Origin of the sequence: Nocardia africana NBRC 100379, assembly GCF_001612635.1 — a bacterium.
In the GTDB taxonomy this organism is placed as follows: Bacteria; Actinomycetota; Actinomycetes; order Mycobacteriales; family Mycobacteriaceae; genus Nocardia; species Nocardia africana.
This window is the reverse complement of record NZ_BDAV01000005.1, coordinates 500,021-517,993: the sequence shown is the minus strand read 5'-3', so window position 1 is coordinate 517,993 and position 17,973 is coordinate 500,021. Positions and strand designations below refer to the sequence as shown.

The 17,973-nt window shown below is 69.4% G+C and carries 14 protein-coding genes, 2 tRNA genes and 1 riboswitch; of the genes, 9 read left to right on the top strand and 7 right to left on the bottom strand.

All coding sequences use genetic code 11. The annotated features are described in order from the left end of the window. Positions 1 to 27 precede the first annotated feature (27 nt). Both NA3_RS07610 and NA3_RS07605 read left to right on the top strand, forming a co-directional pair. Positions 28 to 498 carry a ribose-5-phosphate isomerase gene (locus NA3_RS07610; protein WP_062962784.1) on the top strand — a complete coding sequence of 157 codons (471 nt, stop codon included), beginning with the start codon at positions 28 to 30 and terminating at the stop codon, positions 496 to 498. A gap of 81 nt (positions 499 to 579) precedes the next feature. Next, positions 580 to 1,395: an Fpg/Nei family DNA glycosylase gene (locus NA3_RS07605; protein ID WP_062962783.1), complete on the top strand. Its 816-nt coding sequence runs from the start codon at positions 580 to 582 to the stop codon at positions 1,393 to 1,395. Here NA3_RS07605 and NA3_RS07600 read toward each other — a convergent pair. The 4 genes from NA3_RS07600 to NA3_RS07585 form a co-directional block, all read right to left on the bottom strand. Then, on the bottom strand, positions 1,383 to 2,681 hold the full coding sequence (locus NA3_RS07600; RefSeq protein WP_084491307.1) for a glycosyltransferase family 87 protein: 1,299 nt from the start codon (positions 2,679 to 2,681) through the stop codon (positions 1,383 to 1,385). The two genes, NA3_RS07605 and NA3_RS07600, sit on opposite strands and share 13 nt — an antisense overlap. Beyond that, a complete protein-coding gene (locus NA3_RS07595) occupies positions 2,678 to 4,006 on the bottom strand; it encodes a phosphatase PAP2 family protein (protein WP_062962782.1) in 1,329 nt (442 codons plus the stop codon). Before NA3_RS07595 ends, NA3_RS07600 begins: the two co-directional genes overlap by 4 nt. 64 nt (positions 4,007 to 4,070) lie before the next feature. After that, on the bottom strand, positions 4,071 to 4,889 hold the full coding sequence (locus NA3_RS07590) for a GA module-containing protein (RefSeq protein ID WP_062962960.1): 819 nt from the start codon (positions 4,887 to 4,889) through the stop codon (positions 4,071 to 4,073). A 93-nt stretch (positions 4,890 to 4,982) separates the two neighbouring features. Beyond that, positions 4,983 to 5,987 carry a GGDEF domain-containing protein gene (locus NA3_RS07585; protein WP_062962781.1) on the bottom strand — a complete coding sequence of 335 codons (1,005 nt, stop codon included), beginning with the start codon at positions 5,985 to 5,987 and terminating at the stop codon, positions 4,983 to 4,985. 781 nt (positions 5,988 to 6,768) lie between these two features. Between NA3_RS07585 and NA3_RS07580 the strand changes: the two genes are divergently transcribed. The 3 genes from NA3_RS07580 (at position 6,769) to NA3_RS07570 (ending at position 7,435) form a co-directional block, all read left to right on the top strand. Further along, positions 6,769 to 6,839, top strand: a tRNA-Gly gene (locus NA3_RS07580). A 79-nt stretch (positions 6,840 to 6,918) separates the two neighbouring features. After that, positions 6,919 to 6,995, top strand: a tRNA-Pro gene (locus NA3_RS07575). A 41-nt stretch (positions 6,996 to 7,036) separates the two neighbouring features. Next, positions 7,037 to 7,104, top strand: a riboswitch (guanidine-III (ykkC-III) riboswitch). A gap of 16 nt (positions 7,105 to 7,120) precedes the next feature. Further along, positions 7,121 to 7,435 (top strand): DMT family transporter, encoded by a 315-nt coding sequence (locus tag NA3_RS07570; RefSeq protein ID WP_062962780.1) that lies wholly within the window; start codon positions 7,121 to 7,123, stop codon positions 7,433 to 7,435. A gap of 115 nt (positions 7,436 to 7,550) precedes the next feature. Here the strand turns inward: NA3_RS07570 and NA3_RS07565 are convergent, their stop codons facing one another. Next, entirely contained in the window at positions 7,551 to 9,275 is a 1,725-nt protein-coding gene (locus tag NA3_RS07565) for a DEAD/DEAH box helicase (protein ID WP_084491303.1), read from the bottom strand. Positions 9,276 to 9,598: 323 nt separating this feature from the next. Here NA3_RS07565 and NA3_RS07560 point away from each other — a divergent pair, with 323 nt between their 5' ends. Together NA3_RS07560 and NA3_RS07555 are read left to right on the top strand one after the other, a co-directional pair. Further along, positions 9,599 to 11,779 carry an ArnT family glycosyltransferase gene (locus tag NA3_RS07560; protein ID WP_084491301.1) on the top strand — a complete coding sequence of 727 codons (2,181 nt, stop codon included), beginning with the start codon at positions 9,599 to 9,601 and terminating at the stop codon, positions 11,777 to 11,779. Between the two features lie 60 nt (positions 11,780 to 11,839). After that, entirely contained in the window at positions 11,840 to 12,331 is a 492-nt protein-coding gene (locus NA3_RS07555) for an NUDIX hydrolase (protein ID WP_062962779.1), read from the top strand. Between the two features lie 3 nt (positions 12,332 to 12,334). Here NA3_RS07555 and NA3_RS07550 read toward each other — a convergent pair whose 3' ends face one another. Beyond that, positions 12,335 to 12,925: a condensation domain-containing protein gene (locus NA3_RS07550; protein WP_062962778.1), complete on the bottom strand. Its 591-nt coding sequence runs from the start codon at positions 12,923 to 12,925 to the stop codon at positions 12,335 to 12,337. Positions 12,926 to 13,024: 99 nt separating this feature from the next. Beyond that, the gene (locus NA3_RS07545; protein ID WP_372464173.1) at positions 13,025 to 15,520 is read right to left on the bottom strand and encodes a phosphoketolase family protein; all 2,496 of its coding nucleotides are present in this window, start codon (positions 15,518 to 15,520) and stop codon (positions 13,025 to 13,027) included. Between the two features lie 110 nt (positions 15,521 to 15,630). Here NA3_RS07545 and NA3_RS07540 point away from each other — a divergent pair, with 110 nt between their 5' ends. Then, complete coding sequence (locus tag NA3_RS07540) at positions 15,631 to 16,212, top strand: FKBP-type peptidyl-prolyl cis-trans isomerase (protein WP_062962777.1); 582 nt, start codon at positions 15,631 to 15,633, stop codon at positions 16,210 to 16,212. A gap of 203 nt (positions 16,213 to 16,415) precedes the next feature. Beyond that, positions 16,416 to 17,795, top strand: coding sequence for a trigger factor (gene tig / locus NA3_RS07535; protein WP_062962957.1), 1,380 nt, complete (start codon positions 16,416 to 16,418; stop codon positions 17,793 to 17,795). The last annotated feature ends 178 nt before the right edge of the window (positions 17,796 to 17,973 follow it).

Genomic DNA, 17,973 nt, shown 5'->3' with positions numbered 1-17,973 from the left:
AACCACCCACCTGACAGAATCTCAGCCATGCGCGTATACCTGGGTGCCGACCATGCCGGCTTCGAGTTGAAGAACCAAGTGAAGGATCATCTGACGCAGGCCGGTCACGACGTGGTCGACTGCGGAGCCCACGAGTACGACGCCGTCGACGACTATCCGGCCTTCTGCATCGACGCCGCCCGTCGCGTCGTCGCCGACCCGGGCAGCCTCGGCATCGTGTTCGGTGGCAGCGGCAACGGCGAGCAGATCGCCGCGAACAAGGTGCCGGGCGCGCGCTGTGCGCTGGCCTGGAGCGTGGAGACCGCGAAACTGGCTCGTGAGCACAACAATGCGCAGCTCATGGGCATCGGTGGCCGGATGCACAGCACCGAGGAGGCCTTCGCCATCATCGATGCCTTCCTGGCGACGCCGTGGTCGGACGAGGCGCGGCATCAGCGCCGCATCGACATCATCGCCGAATACGAGAAGACCGGTCAGCCGCCGGCGGTGCAGAGCTAGCAGACATCGAGCGGGCCGGGCCACACCGCCCGGCCCGTCCGGCCGGGTGTGGGTCGGTCCGAGCGGAACGGAATTCGGCCGATGCCTGAGGGACATACGCTGCATCGCCTGGCGAAGCTGCATCAGCAGCGCTTCGCCGGCGGTGCCGTGCGGGTATCCAGCCCGCAGGGGCGCTTCGCCGACGGTGCCGCCCTGGTCGACGGGGCCACGCTGACCAAGGCCGAGGCGTGGGGTAAGCACCTTCTGCACCACTACGATTCGGGCCTGGTCGTCCATGTGCATCTCGGTCTCTACGGCACCTTCACCGAATCGCCGGCGCCACTGAGCGATCCGGTCGGCCAGGTGCGGATGCGGATGATCGGCGCGGGTAGGTCGGCGACCACGCTGTACGGGACCGACCTGCGCGGGCCGACCGCGTGCGAGGTCCTGCACGGACCGGAAGTCGACGTCCTCACCGCCCGGCTCGGGCCGGACCCACTGCGGCGCGATGCCGATCCGGATCGGGCTTCGCAGCGGATCCGCCGCTCCAACCGGTCGATCGCGGCGCTGCTGATGGATCAGTCGGTGGTGGCGGGTGTGGGCAATGTCTACCGCGCGGAAGTGCTCTTCCGGCACGGCATTTCACCGCGACGCCCCGGCCGCGCGATCACGGCCGGGGAGTGGGACGCGCTGTGGGCGGATCTGGTCGCGTTGATGAAGGTCGGCGTGCGTCGGGGCGCCATCGTGGTGGTGCGCCCCGAACACGACCGCGGCGCGCCGTCCTACGCGGTCGGCAAGCCACGCACCTACGTCTATCGCCGCGCCGGGGAGCCCTGCCGGATCTGCGGGACCACCGTCGCCCATGCCGTGCTCGAGGGGCGAAACCTGTTCTGGTGCCCCACCTGTCAGCCGGACTGAGTCGCCGGTAGCGCTGGGGCGCGACGCCGCAGCAGTCGCGTGAGCGCGAGTCCGAGCAGCGCGACGGCGACCAGGACGTAGGTATTGCCCAGCAGGTGCTGCCACCAATTCCAGTCGAGCTCCCGGTCGCCACCGCCCGGCACCAGCACCTGGCCGAGCAGGAACGGCGCGGTGACGACGGCGATCGCGCCGGCCACCGCGGCCGCGGATCTGCTCGTGGACCACAGGGCGGCGGTCACCAGTGCGGGCGCCACCCACACCCAGTGATGAGTCCACGACACCGGCGAAACCAGCAGCAGCACTGCGGCATTCACGAGCAGGGCGGCGACCGAGAGTTTCGTGATCGCGGGGGTATGGCCGGTTGCGATCGGGCCGGTGCCGGCGGTGCGCTCGGCGCGCAGGAGCAGATACATCGCGACCGCGCCGGCGGCGACGACGGCGAGCCCCACACCGAGCCATAGCGCTACGGCCGTGGATTCCGGCAGACCGAGTCGATAAACCATGCCCTTGAGGGACTGGTTGCCGGCGTAGTAGGGCGCGCCGATGCGCCCGGTCTCGACGATCGCGTGCAGCCAGTACTGCGTGGACGTCCGCGGGAATAGCACGAACCCGGCGAGCACCACCCCCGCCGCGGTCGCCGCCGCCGTTCCCGCCGCTTTCCAGTCCCGGCGGATCAGCAGATACAGCACGAAGGCCGCCGGAGTCAGTTTCGTGACGGCGGCGATGCCGATCAGCACGCCGCGGGGCCAGCGCGGCTTCTCCGTCAGACAGTCCAGCGCGACCGCGGCCATGAGAATGATGTTGATCTGCCCGAACCACAGTGTCGTGTGCACCGGCTCGAGCGCCGCCGTCGCGAGGACGACCGGGGTGGCCAGGATCGCTGTCGACCGCGGGTTCAGATCGGGCCGGACCCGGGAGAGCACCAGCCGGATCGTCACCCACAGACAGGCCAGCGAACTGGCCGTCACCGCGATCTCCGCCAGCCAGAGCGGCATCACGGCCAGCGGCGCCATCAGTACAGCCGCCGACGGGGGATAGGTGAACGGCAGGTCGGTGTGGCCGGCCACCGGCAGCGGCGGACCGTACAGTGCGCCGCGGTGCAACCAGGCCAGGGTGTCGACCCGATAGACCTGGAGATCGAGGAAACCGTGCAGCGCCGAGATGAGCAGGGCGGCCGGCACCGAGAGCGCGAGTCCGATCACGATCGGAATGCGGGGGAAATATCCGGTGTCGTCCGAATGCTGGTGGCGGAGCAGCTGGCGCCGCTCCGTCCGCACCGTGATCATGAAGCTGAGACCGACCTTTCGATGTTCGCCGTTCGGCGCTCGGGCGCGGCGAACCACGTCGTATAGAAGAGGGAGATCACGGCGGCCAGTGCGGCCAGGACGGCGAGTCCGGACGGCAGGGGATGGGCGGCCATGGTCTCCGCGAGGAAACGATAGGACAGCAGCAGCCCCGCGAAAACCCCGGCACCGAGCGTCACCATCCGGATTCGGTGTCCGTCCCAGCCGCGATCGGGTTCGCGCAGTGCGGATTCCACGGTCAGGCTCAGGACCGCACCCGCCACGAGATCGCAGCCGTAGTGGTAGCCGAACCCGAGCGTCGCCAGCAGTGTGCACACCAGCCACACCGCCCCGCCCCAGCGCAACCATCGCGGCCCGGAGCGGGAATGAACGAACAGTGCTGTGGCCCAAGCGGTATGCATCGACGGCATGCAGTTGCGCGCGGTGCCGGAATCGAAGAGCATCGGCGCCGGGGTACCGGATATCGCCGGCACCGTATGCGGCCAGTCCCCGATCTGCAGGCCGTGGCCCAGCGGACCGTAGGCGAAGACCGGGCCGACCACCGGAAACAGCACGTAGACGAGCGGCCCGACAATGCCCAGGGCCAGGAACGTGCGCAGCAGGTTGTGCCGCGGCCACCGCTTCGTCGTCACGTGGCGCAGCTGCCACACCGCGACCACCACGGCCGCCGCCGGCAATTGGATGTACACCGCGTGCAACACGGCCGACGGGATCGGGCCCGCGGCGTCGAGCATGTTGCCGACCACCCACGCCGGATCTCCCAGTGCCCGGTCGGCATACTGCACGTATTGGTCCAGCACGCGGGGACCGGCGGAAATGCTCACCAGCAGCCAGGTGTCGGCGAGTTTCGACGCCATGATCAGCAACACACCGAATGCGATGGCGCGCAGGGCGATGCGCCGTCGCCTGCCACGCCACCGAACGACGGTCAGCACCAGCGCGGTCAGGACCAGCGTGGGTCCGGTTCCGATCGACAGGTGCCAGCCGCACACGGCCTGTACGCCGAGCACCAGCAGGTCCAGCACCGCCGCCGAGGCGAGGCCGACGACCCGGATGCGCGCGGGTACGCCGACGCAGGCGAGGCCCAGCCCCGCCCAGGAGACGAACGCCGACCGCGGATCGGCCGCGTAATCGGCGAGGAGACTACGAAAGGGCCCGAGGGCACCGTGGGCCGATGCCCACACCTGGGCGATGGTGAGCAGGGCCACCGCGGCGAGGAATGCCGCGGTGGCCGCCGCTCGGGGCTTTTTCCCACCCCCGGATAACGACGACGAGGGAACTGGCCTCGTCTCGTGGTCGATCAACACTGAAGATCGATAACACAACGTAAACGGAGGCGCAACTTCCGGTTACTGGAAAGCTACGGAAAAGCTAAAAACCTCCGTCGAATCCGCCGAAGTCGCCCCCGTCGAAGCCACCACCGCCGTCGAAGAAGCCGCCTCCATCGAAACCGCCACCGTCGTACCCGCCACCTTGGTCGTAGCCGCCGTCGTATCCGGCGGTGTCGTATCCGCCCTGGTCGCCGCCGTCGAAGCCTTGCCCGGGGTCCTGGCCGGCATCCTGGCCCGCGTCGAATCCGGCGTCGTAACCTGCGCCGTAACCGTTTTCGAATCCGGCCGCGCCGTAGCCGACGCCGTGCATGCCGCCGAACAGCGCGTCGAACAGCAGCACCGAGCCCACGCCCCAGGCTCCGGCGACCAGTGCGGTCTTCCACCACGGCTCGGAGTACCAGCCGGCCGGGACCGGTCGACCGGCGACCCGGCCGCCCGGGTAGTAGTTCGGAGTGTGCGGGGAGGGTGTGGGCGAAGCCTCGATGCGGCGGCCGTCGAAGTCGACGGTCCGGTCCTCGGTGACGCGTCCGGCGGAGCGCTGCCCGTCGAGTTCGGGAACCGGCGGTCCGGGGTCGAGATTCATCGCGGTCCGCGCCGCGCGCACGTAGTACAGGCCCTCGATCGCGGTTTCCTTGGCCAGCCGCGCCTGGGTGACGGTGGTGGCCTGGTCGATCTGCGACCCGGCGGCGTTGAGCCGTTCACCGGCATCCGCGAGCGCCTGTTTGGAGGCCTGATCGGTACCCGTGAGGTTGTAGACCTGGCCGCCGAGGCGTTCGATCAACCGGCGGGCGTCGGCCTTCGCGTCGGCGAGTTGGTTGTTCTCCCGGGTGCGTTGGTTCGAACGCCCCGCGACCGCCATCGCGACGACCGCGATCAGCACGACGACCACAAGAATCAGCAGGAGCCACACATCGACCAGAGTACGCGTCGACGGTTTGCCCGAGGCTTGCTCTCAGCCCGCGACGGCCGCGTCGTAGCGGAGCCGGGCGGCGCCGTAACCGCCCGGCTCGCCGTCGGAATCGCCGAGTTCGGACAGTGCGAACTGCCGCTTGCCGGCCGTCTTGGCCGTGTACATCGCACGGTCCGCGCTGCGTAGCAGATCCGAGAAGTCGCACGGACGTCCGGGTGGGGAGAACGCGGTGCCGACACTCGCCGACACCGGCACCGGCCCGGCATCGGTCGGCACCGGATCGTGCAGGGCGGTGAGCACGCGCATTGCCACCTCAGCGAGCGTATTGCGGCGGGCGGGCAGGGCGAGGACGAATTCGTCGCCGCCGTAGCGGCATACGACCGTTTCGTCCGGGCAGGCCGCGCGCAGCCGCCGCGAGATCTCGACCAGTACCTCGTCGCCGACGTAATGGCCGTAGCCGTCGTTGATCTGCTTGAAGTCGTCCAGATCGATCAGCAGCAGGCCGACGCCGCGGGTGTGGTCGGTGGCCATCAGCCGCACCCGCTCCTGCAACAGGGAGCGGTTGGCGAGGTCGGTCAGCGCGTCGTGGGTCGCCTCGTGCCGCAGCCGATTCTGCAGCGCCGCGATCTCCTGCACCCGCACCGAGACCGCCGCGGTCAGATTCCGCTCCTGCTGGGCCAGGGCGCGCTGCTGCAGGGCCTCGGCGTAGCTGTCGATGGCGTGGCTGGCCACGAACGGCCACCGGGTCGCCACCAGGGAGCCGGAATCACCCGGCGCGAAGCCCAGCAGCGCTCTGGTGGCGGGAGCGAGCATGCGGGTGCGGTCGAGGGGCGCCTCGGCCAGCCGTCGTCCGATGGCGCGGGCGGCGGATACCGGAAACGGTTCGGACTGTGCAAGATTCAACAATTCGTCGATGATGGCCGCGAACACCTGCTCGAGGTGTTCGGGACCGACTGTCAGCCCGCTGCCGGGATAGACGGCGCGAACCCAGTCCCGTGTCGTCGCCGCGACGATGGCGGCGGTCTGCGTGTCGAGTTCGGCAGCCATCGCCGATCACCTCGCGCAGACGTCGTCGACGCCGGCGCTCCGGCCGGTCACGCCCTCCGGAACGCGCTCACTGCTTCGCGGTCGAGTACACCTTCGGCGCACGCTCACCGCCCCCTTTCCAGATACCCCCGTCCGGCAAAAAGGATCCTAGCAAGCCACCCGGCACCGAAAAACGCTGTTTTACAACCTGTTCCGATACCTCACGAATGGCGATCGGCAGTGTGATCGACGTCGGGCCTGCGGCGTTACACCTTGCCTCAGCGTGTCGCATGCGGCGTGTTGCCACTGCTGTTCATCCGCGAGTGTGCGGGACTTCGCGAATCGTTCTCATCGCAGGCCAGAGGGCTTGACACCGCAGCGGTTCGAGCGGCGGCGGCGAGCCGCTGGTGACGAGTATCACAGGGCGTCGGCGAGCCGCGCCCGTGGAGCGAGCGCTCATATCCCGCCTGTGCGATGGGGTGGCCGCGGCGCCGCGTTGTGCCGGGCGTGGTAACAGGCGGCGCCGGTTCTGGTGGGGTACCGGCTGCCGGTGGGTGACCGTGCCTTTCGTGGGTGCGACGATCGTGTGCCGGCACCGCTCGGAAGGTGCCACCCGGGTCGGCCGACGCGGTTGCTGTTCAGTCGCTGTGAGCCTGCCGCGGGTGGTGCCGGGAGCGCTGGTGAGCGGTCCGGCGGACGCGCCGTGCGAAAACCGGGTGCGCGATTGGCATTCCGGAAGTGAAGTTCGGTACAGTCCTACACGCAGACGACATCGTGGCGATCCCATTGGTGTCGTATGCCTGCGGGTGTAGTTCAATGGTAGAACCTCAGCCTTCCAAGCTGATGGTGCGGGTTCGATTCCCGTCACCCGCTCCGATGAGGGGATTGTCGGCAATCCCCGGCCGCCGGATCCCGTCCATCGGGAGGCGCCAGCGGAGCCGCTGGACGGAAACGGGATGTAGCGCAGCTTGGTAGCGCATCCGCTTTGGGAGCGGAGGGTCGCAGGTTCAAATCCTGTCATCCCGACCATGACGACCGGGAATTTACGCTCGGTCGAGGGCGCTGGAATTGTGAGGTCGCGTTCTGCGGCCGACCGGACGATCGCAACCGTACCCGGGCCCCGACAAGACGGTATTTCCGAAAGGATGCCGACTATGGCGTGGATCGTGCTGGTGCTGTCCGGAGTCTTCGAGGCCGTCTGGGCCACCGCCCTGGGGAAATCACACGGCTTCACCCGCATCGTGCCGTCGCTGGTCTTCGCGGCCGCGCTGGTGGCCTCGATGTCGGGTCTCGCCTACGCGATGCGGACCCTGCCCGTGGGCACCTCCTACGCGGTGTGGGTGGGCATCGGGGCCGCGCTGACCGTGCTGTACGCGATGGTCACCGGGACCGAACAGGCGTCGCTGGTGAAGATCGCCCTGCTGCTGATGATCGTGGCGGGAGTGGTGGGCCTGAAGCTGACCGGATAGCCGGTCGAGATCCACTGCGCCGGATGCTCCCCGAACCGGGCGGTGTCCCGGCCGCGTCGATCACCCCTGTGAGGTGAGCGCTCGCCTGCCGGGACCGCCGGTCGGCGGGAAGCCGCTATCGGTTGCCGCGCGCCGGCCGCGGCGATCCCGCCGAAGGAGCATGCGCCTGAGCGCGTTTCGTTCCGCCCGCCGCGCGTGGGGTAGCCGTCGAGCGGGCGGCCGAACCGCGCTCGGTGCGGCCGGTACCCACCGCGGTGCGCTCGCGCGCGGACTGCGTGCTGCCCGTACGCGCCGGCGCGTCGGCCGTGCCGTGGCGTCCGTGACCGGTGCGCGCGCCGCGGCCGCTGTCGGACGCGGACGGGCGTTGATTGCCGATGGTGCGCCGGTTTCGCGCCGCCGTGCCCCGACCTCCGGTAGCCGTCTCAGAGGCGGCCGCTGCCGCCCGGTCCCCATCATGCCCGGTCCGGGAACGCGGCGAGGCGGTGCGACCGGTGGGTACCGTCGCGGTGCGGCCGCGGTTCGCCGATTCACCGCGCTCGCCGCGCGCCGCCGGGCCGCGCCGCCCGGATCTGCGGGACGCGCTGTCGCCTCGCGCGGGACGGCGTGAACTCTGGTCGGCGCGTTCGGCTTTCGCCGCGGGCGGAGTGACCGGCGCGGCGACCGGGCCCACCAGTGCGGCGACCTGGGCGGAATCCGGGCTCACCTGTTGCGGGCGGACGTCGAGTCCGGCCTTGCGCAGCAGGACCGCGACGTCCTTGCGCTGTTCCGGCAGCATGATCGTCACCACGTCGCCGGTGCTGCCGGCGCGGGCGGTACGCCCGGAGCGGTGCAGATAGGCCTTGTGTTCGGCGGGCGGGTCGACGTGCACGACGAGTTCGACGTCGTCGACGTGGACGCCGCGGGCGGCGATATCGGTCGCGACCAGGACGCGCGTGCTGCCGTCGGCGAACGCCGCCAGATTGCGGTCGCGCGCGACCTGCGACAGATTGCCGTGCAGATCGGCGGCCGGAATTCCGGCGATGGTGAGCTGCTTGGCCAGCCGTCGCGCGTGATGTTTGGTGCGCATGAACAGGATTCGCCGGCCGGTTCCGGAGGCGAGGGTGTGGACCAGCGCGCGCTTGGCCTCGCTGTCGCCGATCTCGAAGACGTGATGGGTCATCGCGGGGACCGGCGAGTGCGCCTCGTCGACCGTGTGTGACAACGGGTTTCGCAGGAAGCGCTGCACCAGCTTGTTCACCCCGTTGTCCAGGGTGGCGGAGAACAGCATCCGCTGGCCGTCGGCCGGAGTCGCGGCGAGGATTCGGGTGACGCCGGGCAGGAAGCCGAGGTCGGCCATGTGGTCGGCCTCGTCCAGCACGGTGATCCGCACCTCGTCCAGGGCGACCAGGCCCTGCTTGATCAGATCCTCCAGCCGGCCCGGGCAGGCGACGACGATATCGGCGCCCGAACGCAATTCGCGGACCTGCCGGGCCTGCGGCACGCCACCGAACACCGTCACCACCCGCAACCCGCAGGCGTCGGTCAACGGCTCCAGAGTCGCCGCGATCTGAGTGGCGAGTTCACGGGTCGGTGCCAGCACCAGACCCGCGGGGCGGCCCGGGAGGCGCCGGTGACCGAGGCGGTGCAGCCGGTCGACCATGGGAATCGAGAAGGCGAGGGTCTTACCGCTGCCGGTACGCCCGCGAGCGAGCACATCGCGGCCGGCGAGCGTGTCGGGAAGCGTCGCGGCCTGGATCGGCAGCGGTGCGCTGAAACCCTGCGCGGCCAGCGCGCGCAGCAGCGGCGCGCCGACGCCGAGAGTTTCGAAGCCGGCGGCAGGGCTCGATGAACGAGTCGTCATGAGTAGTCGTGATGCCTTTCGAGCAGCAGAGTCAACCGCAGCGGCGCTGGGGTTGCAGCGGCGCCGGGCTTCGTAGCACGGAGGCTGACCGCTGGGTGGCCGACGCGAAGAGTAGACATCCACGACGGAGGGAGTAGGAGTAACCGATACTCCTCCCTCAGCCTATCCCGTCCCGGCGGTTTCCCGGGCATCGCGGCACAGTGACGGTTCTCTCCTCGGCGCGCGGCGTGGATCACTGGGCGGCGGCGAGCACCGGGCGGTTCACAGGTTTCTCCCAGCGGCGTCCCAGCGCAGCGGCGGCGCGGCCGACCATCATGGCAGCCATGACCGAAACTGCTATCGCGCCGGGCCGCCCGGCGGACGGCGTGACGACACCCGGCCGGGGCGCCACCCGGAGCCTGCCGTGGGAGTACCTGGGACTCGCCGCGCTGCTGGGTGGCACCGCGATCGCCTATCTGTGGAATCTGAGTGCGAACGGCTGGGCCAACTCCTTCTATGCCGCCGCCGTGCAGTCCGGGGCGAAATCGTGGAAGGCGTTCTTCTTCGGTTCCTCGGACTGGGGCAATTCGATCACCGTCGACAAGACGCCGGCGTCGCTGTGGCCGATGGAGATCTCGGCCCGCCTCTTCGGGATGAACAGCTGGAGCATGCTGATCCCGCAGGTGATGATCGCGGTCGCCGCGGTCGCGCTGCTCCATTCGACGCTACGGCGGACCTTCGGCCCCGGTGCCGGGTTGCTCGGCGGGCTCGCGCTGGCGGTGACGCCGGTGGCGACGCTGATGTTCCGTTACAACAACCCGGACGCGCTGCTGGTCCTGCTGATGATCGCCGCGGTCTGGGCGATGACGCGTGCCCTCGAGGACGGCCGCTGGCGCTGGCTGCTGCTGTGCGGCGGCTTCGTCGGACTCGGTTTCCTGGCCAAGCAGTTGCAGGTGTTGCTGGTCGTGCCCGCGCTGGCGCTGACCTATCTGTTCGCCGGGCCGCCCCGGTTGGGTAAACGCCTGCTGCAGCTGCTGGCCGCCGGAGCCGCACTGGTGGTCGGCGCCGGGTGGTGGGTGCTGGTCGCGCAGTTGTGGCCGGCCGATTCGCGGCCGTATTTCGGTGGGTCGAAACATAATTCGATCATCGAGCTGACCCTCGGCTACAACGGGCTGCAGCGGCTCGGGGTGGATTCCGGAGGCGGGTTCGGCGGTCCGCCCGGACCGGGCGGTCGCGGCCACGGACCGTCCTTCGGTTCGGAGGCCGGGATCACGCGACTGTTCAGCGAGACGGTCGGCGGTCAGATCGCCTGGCTGATCCCGGCGGCGCTGATTCTGTGCGTCGCGGCGGTCGTGCTGTGCGGCAGGGCGTCCCGGACCGACACCCGGCGGGCCGCACTGCTGCTGTGGGGCGGCTGGGCACTGGTCACCGCCCTGGTGTTCAGCTTCATGAAAGGGATCTTCCACCAGTACTACACCGTCGCGCTGGCGCCCGGCGTCGCCGGCGCGGCCGCGATCGGGGCGGTGGTGCTGTGGCGGCAGCGCGATCGGCTCGGCGTCCGGGTCGTGCTGGCCGCGGCCGCCGCGCTGACCACGGTCACGGCGGTGATCGTGCTCGATCGCACGCCGGATTTCGTGCCGTGGTTGCGGTGGATCGTCGGCGTCGCGGGCGCGGTCGCGACCGTCGCGCTGGTGATACCGCAACCGCGCCGGCCGGCGGCGTGGACGGCCGTTGTCGCGGTGCTCGTCGCGATCGCCGCACCGGTGGCCTATTCGATCCAGACCATCGCCTCCGCCCACAACGGAGGCATCGTCCTCGCCGGACCGAAGACCAGCGGTGGATTCGGATTCGGTTTCGGACCCGGGGGCCCCTGGGGCGCGTGCGGACCCGCGGCGCCGGGCGGTATCGGTAGCGGACCGTCCGCACCCGCGGAAAACGGTGCTCGTCCGGGTGCCCCGGCCGGGCAGCCGGAGGGATCCGGCGCTCCTGCTGCTGGACAGAACGCATGCGCCCCGGGGGCCGGCGGACCGGCGGACGGCGGGTCGGATTCGGCTGGCGTCAACCGAACTCCCGCGCGACCGGGGCGGGCGACGCGGTCGGACGACCCGGCAGCCACCGGACCCGACGCCACGGGGCGGGGTGCCGCCGCTCGCCCGGTCGGTCCCGGCCTGGGGGAGCGGACGAATCAGCAGCTGATCGATCTGCTGAAGAACAACGGTGCCGGCTACACGTGGGCGGCCGCGGCCATCAGCTCGATGGGGGCCGCGGACCTGCAGCTCGATTCGGGCTACGCGGTCATGCCGATCGGCGGATTCGGTGGCGGTGATCCGTCCCCGACCCTCGATCGGTTCCGCGCCGACGTCGCACAGGGACGGATCCACTACTTCGTCGGCTCCGAGCGGCGCGGCCGCGGATCGAACGAGACCTCGGAGGCGAGCCGGATCGCCCAGTGGGTGGAGAGTACGTACGCCGCGACCGATGTCGGCGGCACCACGGTGTACGACCTGACGACGCCGGCCCGGTAACTCGGGCGCGTGGCGGCCCTCTGCCGCCACGGCCCAGGTCCGGTGCGGCAGACTGCGACCATGACCGGAGCCACGGCGTCGACATTCAGTGCGGGAGTTCTGCTGTTCCGGCAGGCCCCGCGGCTGCAGGTCCTGCTCGGACATATGGGCGGTCCGTACTGGGCGCGCAAGGACGCCGGCGCCTGGTCGGTGCCGAAAGGGGAGTACGAACCGGATTCCGAGGATGCCCGGACCGCCGCGGCGCGCGAGTTCACGGAGGAATTGGGCCTGCCCGTGCCCGACGGTGAGTGGATCGCGCTGGGGGAGTCGCAGTACGGCAGCGGTCGCTCCCGCAAGAAGGTCGTCGTGTGGGCCGTGGCCGGCGACCTGGATCCGGAGCAGGTGGTGCCCGGCACCTTCGAGATGCAGTGGCCGCCGAGATCCGGCCGCATGCAGACGTTCCCGGAGATCGATCGGGTGGAGTGGCTCGAACCGGAGCTCGCCCGCGAGAAGATCGTCGCCGGTCAGCGTCCGTTCCTGGACCGGCTCACCGAGGTGCTCGCGACCGGTTGAGGTTCAGCGGTAGGCGTCGGCGACCCGCTCGCCGCCGGATTCGATGAGCCGCACGCCCTGCAATTCGTGGACCGTCAGCCGATGCGCGGGGCGCGCCGCGTCCCAGGCCGGGATGAGGTTGCGGCGGCGGGCGGCGTAGGCGGTCATGAGGTCGCGTGCCAGCCGGGCCGGCGATACGCGGTCGACCGCGGCCCGCCGCAGAATCACCACCAGCAGATGTTGTGGAATCTCCTCGGCGTCGCCGATCGGCCGGAAAGTTCTCGCCCGCACCGGAACCGACAGTGGCGCAGCCGTTTCCGTCTCCACGAATTCGGCGATCGCCTCCGATAATTCGGCCGCGGCCACCGGCGTCGGCACCAGGCGTGGCAATACCGCGGTGGTCGCGGACAAAACCCGCGGCGCGGCACTCGAACCGGGCATCGGATACACGGTCCGCAATTGTTCGTGGCGTGCGATCAGATCGGCGAAGGCGTCGCGCAATCCGACGGCATAGAGATATCCCGTGAAATGCACGGTGAACGATGCCGTGCCCGCGGGCGTCGGATCGACAGGCGGCACGGCGGGGACCACCGCGGGGGTAGAGCGCAGTTCCATGCGGTATTTCCGTTCCTCGGTCGTACCCCCGTCCCGGCGGGCACATGCGGAGCCTAACTCCGAACGGCCGTCCGCGCTGTTCGACGGGTACGACGAGGGTTATCGGCCGTAGGGCCAGCGCCAGTCGGCCACCTCCGGAATATCGGCGCCGTGCTCACGAGTCCAGATACGCGCGGCCAAACGGGCGTCGGCCATTTCCTGGCGTAGTCCGGCCGCCTGGGTGCCCAGCCCCGGAACCCGGTCGATCACGTCCATCACCAGGTGATAGCGGTCGAGGTCGTTGAGCATCACCATGTCGAAGGGGGTCGTGGTGGTGCCCTTCTCCTTGTACCCGCGCACGTGCAGGCCGGAGTGGTTGGTGCGCCGATAGGTGAGCCGGTGGATCAGCCAGGGATAGCCGTGGAAGGCGAAGATGATCGGCCGATCCGGGGTGAACAGGGTGTCGAATTCGCGATCGGGCAGGCCGTGCGGATGTTCGTCCGCCGGCAGCAGCCGCATCAGATCGACCACGTTCACCACGCGAATGCGCAACTGCGGCAGCCGTTCTCGCAGAATGGCGGCGGCCGCCAGCGTCTCCAGGGTCGGCACGTCACCGGCGCAGGCCAGCACCACATCGGGTGTCGTGCCCGCCTCGTCGTTGTGGCCGGCCCATTCCCAGATGCCGGCGCCGCGGGCACAGTGCAGTCTCGCCTCGTCGACCGACAGCCAATCCGCCTGCGGCTGTTTGCCGGCCACCACCACGTTCACGTAATGGCGGGAACGCAGGCAATGGTCGTAGGTCGACAGCAGAGTATTGGCGTCGGGCGGCAGATAGACGCGCACGATCGAGGGCTGCTTGTTCATCACCACATCGAGAAAACCGGGGTCCTGATGGGTGAATCCGTTGTGATCCTGCCGCCACACATGAGAGGTCAGCAGATAATTCAGGCTCGGAATGGGGCGACGCCACGGCACCGCGTCGCTGGCGTCCAGCCATTTCGCGTGCTGGTTGAACATCGCGTCGACTATATGGATGAACGCCTCGTAACAGGTGAAGACGCCGTGCCGTCCGGTGAGCAGATATCCCTCCAGCAGGCCCTGGCACATATGTTCCGAGAGCACCTCGATCACGCGGCCGCGGCGGTCCAATTTCACGTCGAATTCGCCGACTTCGGCCTGCCAATTGCGGCCGGTGACGGTGAGCACGTCCTGGAGCCGGTTACTGGCCAATTCGTCGGGTGCGAAGATCAGGAAATTGTCGCGATTGGCGTCGGTGACATCGCGCAGCCAGGTGCCGAGCACCTGGGTGGCCTCGTGCGAGGTGGCGCCCGGTGCGGGGACCTCGACGCCGTAGCGGCGCCAGTCGGGCAATCGCAGATCCCGCATCGTGGCGCCGCCGTTGGCCACCGGATTGGCGCTCATCCGCCGCGGCCCCGGGGGAACCTGGCGCAGCAATTGCGGATACGGCCGTCCGTCCTCGTCGAAGAGTTCCGCCGGACGATACGACTGCAGCCACTGCTCCAGCACCCGGCGGTGCCCGTCGTCGGAACGCGCGGCCGGCAGCGGGACCTGATGGGCGCGGAAGGTGCCCTCGACCCGGTTGCCGTCGACCACCGGCGGACACGTCCAGCCCTTCGGCGTGCGCAGCACGATCATCGGCCAGCGCGGACGCGTGCCGTCGCTGCTCTCCCGCGCGGCGCGCTGGAATTCGGCGATGCGGTCCAGGCTGCGATCCAGCGCCGCGGCCAGCGCCTGGTGCACGGTCGCGGGGTCGTGCCCGGCGACGATGATCGGGTCGTAGCCGTAACCGTGCAGCAGCGACAGCAGTTCGGCTTCCGGGATGCGGGCCAGCAGGGTCGGATTCGCGATCTTGTATTCGTTGAGCGCCAGGATCGGCAGCACCGCGCCGTCGCGCGCCGGATTGAGGAATTTGTTCGCGTGCCAACTGGTCGCCAGCGGCCCGGTTTCGGCCTCGCCGTCGCCGATCACGCAGAACACGGTCAGGTCGGGATGGTCGAGCGCGGCGCCGTAGGCGTGCAACAGGGAGTAGCCGAGTTCGCCGCCCTCGTGGAAGGAGCCCGGTGTCTCGGGCGCGCAATGGCTGGGTACGCCGCCGGGATAGGAGAACTGCGCGAACAGCGCGCCCATGCCGGTCGCGTCGCGCGAAATGTTGCTGTACAGCTCGGAATACGTGCCTTCCAGCCAGGCGCACGCGTTCGGCCCCGGACCGCCGTGCCCGGGTCCGGCGACGAAGACCGCGTCCAGATCGCGGGCCCGGATCGCCCGATTGGCATGTGCCCACACCATATTCAGTCCCGGCACGGTTCCGAAGTGCCCGAGCAGCCGCGGTTTGATGTGCTCCGCGGTCAGCGGGGTGCGCAGCAGTGGATTGCCCGTCAGATAGATCTGGCCCACCGCGAGATAGTTGGCCGCGCGCCACCACGCGTCCAGATCGGCGAGCTCGTCCGGTGACAGCGGGCCGGGAACCTCGGCCAGCCGATACGGTTCGGGCGCGATCGTGGCGCCGCCGCTGCCGCCGATATTGTCGGCCGCCGTATCAGCTCCGGTCGGGTCGGTGGCCGGGACCCGTCCTTCCGAACTCGCCAAGTCGGTCACGATCGTGCTCCTCACACTGGGGTGTTCGGTAACCGCTTCGGATGGAGACTCGAGGCCAGGCTACCGGGCCCACCGCGAGACCGCCGTGCACACCGATTAGGGTGCCGCGCATGCAGACTTTGGCCAGGATCATCGGCTCGGCCGCCGTCGCGGTGGCCGCGGTCGCCCTCACCGCCTGCGGGGGCAACGACGACAACACCTCGGCGAGCCCGTCGGCCACCGCGCCCGGCACCCACGCGCCGGCCGCGACCTCGGCCGCCGCGGCTCCGACGGCGAGCCACGGCCGCGAATGCACCGCCGACGACATCGGCGTCACCGGCGGCTTCGGCCAGGCGCCGACCATCACCATCCCCGACACCTGCGATCCGCCGAAGCAGCTGGTCACCAAGGATCTCGTCGAGGGCACCGGCCCGGCGGCGGCGACCGGGCAGCCGGTGGAGATGAACTACTCGCTGGTCACGTGGTCGGACAAGAAGAAGCTGGACAGTTCCTTCGATCGCGGCCAGACCTTCCCGCTCACCCTCGGCGCCGGTGAGGTCATCCCGGGCTGGGACCAGGGCCTGATCGGGATCAAACAGGGCGGCCGCCGCCTGCTGATCATCCCGCCGGACCTCGGCTACGGCCAGGGCGGGCAGGGCGTGAAGCCCAACGAGACGCTCGTGTTCGTGACCGATGCCGTGAAGGTCGGCTAGTCCGCAGTCGTCTCGTCGCGCGACGACACGACTTCCCTACGGCCGATTGCGGCCCGAATACCGCTGTCGACTACCCTTGATCGGATGCGATTTCGGGGGGAAACAGCGTCGTCGTACGACGGCACCCGAACATCGTCGCCGGCGGATCACACCTCCGTCCGGCGGCCACACAGACCAGTGAACAACGAACAAGGAGCATGTCCGTGAAGAGCACCGTCGAGCAGCTGAGCCCGACCCGGGTCCGCATCAATGTCGAGGTGCCCTTCGAGGAGCTGAAGCCGGACTTCGACAAGGCGTACCGGGCGCTGGCGCAGCAGGTTCGCATTCCCGGCTTCCGCCCGGGCAAGGCCCCGGCCAAGCTGCTCGAGGCCCGCCTCGGTCGCGGCGCCATCCTGGAGCAGGTCGTCAACGACGCGCTGCCGGCGCGCTACAGCGAGGCCGTCACCGCCTCCGAGGTGAAGGTGCTCGGCCAGCCCGAAATCGAGATCACCAAGATCGAGGACGGCGACGAGCTGGCGTTCACCGCCGAGGTCGACGTCCGTCCCGAGATCGCGCTGCCCGATTTCGAGAGCATCGAGGTCACCGTCGATCCGCTGACCATCGGCGACGAGGACATCGAGCAGCAGCTGCTGTCGCTGCGCCAGCGCTTCGGCACCCTGAAGAGCGTCGAGCGCGCCGTGCAGGAGGGTGACTTCGTCTCCATCGACCTGTCGGCCACCGTGGACGGCGAAGAGGTCTCCGAGGCGACCACCTCCGGGCTGTCGCACGAGGTCGGCTCCGGCCAGCTGATCGAGGGCCTGGACGACACCCTCGTCGGCCTGAAGGCGGAGGAGTCCAAGGACTTCACCTCCACCCTGGTGGCCGGCGAGCACGCCGGTAAGGAAGCCGTCATCACCGTGAAGGTGAACTCGGTCAAGGAGCGCGAGCTGCCCGAGGCCGACGACGAATTCGCCCAGATGGCAAGCGAATTCGACACCATCGACGAGCTGAAGGAAGACCTGCGCAAGCAGGTCGAGCAGAGCAAGAAGGTGCAGCAGGCCGGCGAGATCCGCGACAAGGTCCTCGAGGCGCTGCTGGACAAGACCGAGGTGCCGCTGCCCGAGGCCGCGGTGCAGGCCGAGGTCGACGCCGTGCTGCACGACGCGGTGCACGGCTTCGACCACGACGAGGCGAAGTTCGCCGAGGCGCTCGAGGCCCAGGGCAGCACCCGCGAGGAGTTCGACAAGGACTCCAAGGAGGCCGCCGAGAAGTCGGTGAAGACCCAGCTGCTGCTGGACGCGGTCGCCGAAGCGGAGAACACCGAGGTCGGCCAGCAGGAGCTGACCGAGCGGATCCTGTTCCAGTCGCAGCGCTACGGCATGGCGCCGGAACAGTTCATCCAGCAGATCCAGCAGGCCGGACAGCTCGGCGCGATCTTCGCCGACGTGCGCCGTGGTAAGGCGCTGGCCGGCGTGGTGCTCAAGGCCAAGGTCACCGACACCGAGGGCAACACGGTCGACACCGCCGAGATGTTCGGTGAGCCCGCCGACGCGGCGTCGGATTCCGAGGGCGCCGCGGAGTCCGCCGAGAACGCCGCCGAGTAGCCATCGGCGACATATGAGTCAGCTGTAAGCGAAGCAAGGCGGTACCGGGAGTTCGGTGCCGCCTTGTTTCGTTAGGGTTTGTGTCAACCGAATCAGGCCGCGGTCGAACGTCGGGGACGGAGGCGGTAGCTTGCGTAACCACGAAGGGCCCCGGAAGACCGCATATTGGACAGAGGCT

Excerpts from the sequence above, each read along its gene's own strand:
- NA3_RS07550 (WP_062962778.1), bottom strand. The coding sequence starts at position 12,925 with ATGGAACTGCGCTCTACCCCCGCGGTGGTCCCCGCCGTGCCGCCTGTC.
- NA3_RS07560 (WP_084491301.1), top strand. The coding sequence starts at position 9,599 with ATGACCGAAACTGCTATCGCGCCGGGCCGCCCGGCGGACGGCGTGACG.
- NA3_RS07570 (WP_062962780.1), top strand. The coding sequence starts at position 7,121 with ATGGCGTGGATCGTGCTGGTGCTGTCCGGAGTCTTCGAGGCCGTCTGG.
- NA3_RS07585 (WP_062962781.1), bottom strand. The coding sequence starts at position 5,987 with ATGGCTGCCGAACTCGACACGCAGACCGCCGCCATCGTCGCGGCGACG.
- NA3_RS07590 (WP_062962960.1), bottom strand. The coding sequence starts at position 4,889 with ATGGCGGTCGCGGGGCGTTCGAACCAACGCACCCGGGAGAACAACCAA.
- NA3_RS07605 (WP_062962783.1), top strand. The coding sequence starts at position 580 with ATGCCTGAGGGACATACGCTGCATCGCCTGGCGAAGCTGCATCAGCAG.
- NA3_RS07565 (WP_084491303.1), bottom strand. The coding sequence starts at position 9,275 with ATGACGACTCGTTCATCGAGCCCTGCCGCCGGCTTCGAAACTCTCGGC.
- NA3_RS07600 (WP_084491307.1), bottom strand. The coding sequence starts at position 2,681 with ATGATCACGGTGCGGACGGAGCGGCGCCAGCTGCTCCGCCACCAGCAT.
- NA3_RS07610 (WP_062962784.1), top strand. The coding sequence starts at position 28 with ATGCGCGTATACCTGGGTGCCGACCATGCCGGCTTCGAGTTGAAGAAC.
- NA3_RS07540 (WP_062962777.1), top strand. The coding sequence starts at position 15,631 with ATGCAGACTTTGGCCAGGATCATCGGCTCGGCCGCCGTCGCGGTGGCC.
- NA3_RS07555 (WP_062962779.1), top strand. The coding sequence starts at position 11,840 with ATGACCGGAGCCACGGCGTCGACATTCAGTGCGGGAGTTCTGCTGTTC.